Raw genomic sequence first — 3239 nt, 5'->3', positions numbered from 1 at the left:
AGCTACAACCTACAGTTAGAAGAGCATGATTTATCTTTAGTTGTGTTTGGTGATGAGAGTGATAACGGCTCATTGAAAATAGCGCTAAGACTTGGTGCTTCTGATTTTCTATCTCATGACATTTCAATTTCAGGTCTTTTACCGCTACTTAAGAAAACTGCAGCGGAGAAAATTGAAAACTCTAGTTATGGTGAAGTGTTTTTATTTATCAATACTAAAGGTGGTATGGGGGCGACAACCTTAGCGCTCAATACAGCCGTAGAAATAGCAAGTTATCACCCGAATGAGGTGCTGTTGCTTGATATTGATCTCCAGTTTGGTGTTATTCCAGAATATTTGAATATCACGCCGTCCTACAGTATTTCGGATGCCATCGACAGTTCTAATGATTTGGATGAAATGTCGTTAGGAAGTTTAGTGAACAAGCATACATCTGGGTTGCATGTTTTAAGTTTCAAGCATGAAAACAACGCGGATGATTATGAGCACGCCCAGAAAATTGGAAAGTTATTACCTGTACTACGCCGTTTCTATCGCTACATTATCATTGATTTCTCTCGAGGCTTGGATCATATCTTTGCTTCGGCTATCTCCCCTGCGACTAAGGTGCTACTTGTTGCTCAACAAACCTTAGTGTCTGTTAAAAACAGTAACCGTTTAGTAAGAACGCTGAAGTTTGAGTACGGATTACAACAAGATGCAATAGAGATCATCGTAAATCGTTATGAGAAACGACAAACCATTAAATTATCGGATATAGAACAGACCGTTGGAAAGCATGATATCCATTTAATGCCTAACGATTTTAAAGTGGCACTAGAGAGTGCCAATTTAGGTCAGCCTTTGGTTGAGTCAAAAAAGAAGAGTTCGATTACACGGTCGATCATCGATTTATCTCACATCCTTTCTCCTCCGGAACAAGAAGAGAAGAGTTGGCTCAAAAAGATATTTTCATAGATTGTTTGTTCTAAGCATATAGATGAGGGATCGTTATGTTCTTTAAACGAAAAAATATAAATCCGGAGTTTGAAAAAAAAGCAGAACAATTTTCGCAGCAGGAGAGCGAAAACGTTGCTGCCTTTCCTCAAGGTGATGCTAGTGATTCAGTTGCTTTAAAAGGGCTAGATGCCAGAGAAGAACAAGAAAAATCGGTTAATGAAGCAAAAAAAGTCTTAGAACAAGAATTATCAATTAAACACTATTTCCATAAGCAGCTCTTAGAAACACTCGACCTTGGTTTGCTTTCTAGCCTTGATAAAGAGCGTGCTAAAGTCGACCTCCATGAAGCGATTGTTCAGCTAATGGCTGACGATCAAAGTCATGCCCTGAGTGCTGAAGGTCGAAAAAGAGTTATCAAGCAAATCGAGGATGAAGTGTTTGGACTGGGGCCGTTAGAACCGTTATTAGCAGATAAAACGGTATCCGATATTCTCGTGAATGGACCTAAGAGTGTGTTCGTTGAGCGAGGGGGGAAATTAGAAAAGACACCCTATACTTTCTTAGATGACCGACACCTTAGAAACATCATTGACCGTATTGTTAGCCAAGTGGGGCGTCGAATTGATGAGGCTTCTCCAATGGTGGATGCTCGATTGGCCGACGGTTCTCGTGTGAATGCGATTATCCCACCTCTTGCTTTAGATGGCCCATCGGTATCCATACGACGTTTCGCTGTGGATAGCTTAACTATGGATAATTTACTGGAGTATAAATCAGCCTCTCCACAAATGGCTAAGTTTGTGGAGGCTGCAGTGAAAGGTGAGCTTAATATCTTGATTTCAGGAGGGACGGGGTCAGGGAAAACAACCACACTGAATATCTTTTCTGGTTTCATTCCTCGAGACCAACGAATCATTACTATAGAAGACTCTGCCGAGTTACAACTTCAACAACCCCATGTTATTCGCCTAGAAACCCGCCCTGCTAATTTAGAAGGGAAAGGGGAGATTAGTCAAAGAGAATTGGTAAAAAACACCTTACGTATGCGACCGGATCGAATTGTGGTTGGTGAGGTGCGTGGTAGCGAAGCTGTCGATATGTTAGCGGCTATGAATACTGGTCATGATGGATCTCTTGCCACTATTCACGCCAATACCCCCCGTGATGCTCTAAGCCGTGTTGAGAATATGTTTTCGATGGCTGGTTGGAACATTTCTACCAAAAACCTCAGAGCGCAGATTGCTTCTGCTATCCATTTAGTTGTGCAGATGGAGCGGCAGGAAGATGGTAAGCGCCGTATGGTGAGCATTCAAGAGATAAATGGTATGGAAGGAGAGGTCATCACGATGTCTGAGATCTTCCACTTTCAGCGTCAAGGTGTCGATGAGCATGGCAATATTTTAGGTTATTACACAGCAACCGGTGTGGTGCCTCAGTCTCATGACCAATTGGTGAAGCGTGGTCTTGATTTGCCGTTTGAGCTCTTTACCGAATCACATAGCTGAGGAGCGGATTATGGATAGCGTAACAGTTTCATTGGTTCTATTGTTTGTTGCGGTGTTGTTTATTTCACAAGCCTTATTATTGCCAGCTGCCGGAAAAAAAGCTAAGCACAAAGAGTTGACTCGTCGCTTAAAAGAGACACAAAGAAATATTGATGAAGAGAGTTTGTCGCTCTTAAAAGATCACTACAACAAAGAACTATCACCACTTGACCGGAAGTTGATTGTCATTCCTTTCTTTGCAGACCTAAAACGTATGCTGGAATTAGCGGGGCTGAAGATCACTTTAAGTCGCTTCTTATTGATTGTGTTCTTGTGCGCCACTTTGTTGGCTTTGGTTGCTTTAGTATCAAATCAAGTGTGGTTCATTTGTGTAGCGGCTTTTGTCTTTGCTTGGGTTGTTGCTTACTTGTTTGTTCAAAACAGAGTGACATACAGAATGGCACGATTCGAAGAACAGTTACCAGAAGCTTTGGATATTATCAGGAGAGCTTTACAAGCAGGTCAGCCATTGGTTCAGTCTTTCAATGAGGTGGGTGAGGAGATGCCTGAACCTATTGGCGTTGAATTTAAGAACACCTACAACTTGTTGAACTACGGTTACGATTTGAGGCTCGCTATTATGCAAATGACAGAAAGAGCACCCACGGTTTCGATGTTGGCTTTTTCTAGTGCAGTCATGCTGCAGAAAGAGACTGGGGGGAATCTCTCTGAGAATCTGCAAAAAGTATCTGAAGTACTGAGAGCGCGTTTTAAACTAGAAAGAAAAATCAAAACTCTCTCTGCTGAGAGTCGGCT

Annotated in this window: 3 protein-coding genes; all 3 read left to right on the top strand. The window is 42.0% G+C overall.

The genetic code is table 11. The features are described from left to right. Window positions 1-957, top strand: a 957-nt coding sequence (locus AB4496_RS24385; protein ID WP_372132368.1) for an AAA family ATPase, incomplete at its 5' end; no start/stop codon positions are given. Between the two features lie 35 nt (window positions 958-992). Further along, on the top strand, window positions 993-2444 hold the full coding sequence (locus AB4496_RS24380) for a CpaF family protein (protein WP_009847492.1): 1452 nt from the start codon (window positions 993-995) through the stop codon (window positions 2442-2444). A gap of 10 nt (window positions 2445-2454) precedes the next feature. Continuing rightward, a partial coding sequence (locus AB4496_RS24375) for a type II secretion system F family protein (protein ID WP_372132365.1) occupies window positions 2455-3239 on the top strand: 785 nt, incomplete at its 3' end.

This window comes from Vibrio sp. 10N.222.46.A1 (assembly GCF_041473595.1).
GTDB lineage: Bacteria > Pseudomonadota > Gammaproteobacteria > Enterobacterales > Vibrionaceae > Vibrio > Vibrio tasmaniensis_A.
This window is presented reverse-complemented; position numbering and strand designations above follow the sequence as displayed.

Excerpts from the sequence above, each read along its gene's own strand:
- AB4496_RS24380 (WP_009847492.1), top strand. The coding sequence starts at position 993 with ATGTTCTTTAAACGAAAAAATATAAATCCGGAGTTTGAAAAAAAAGCA.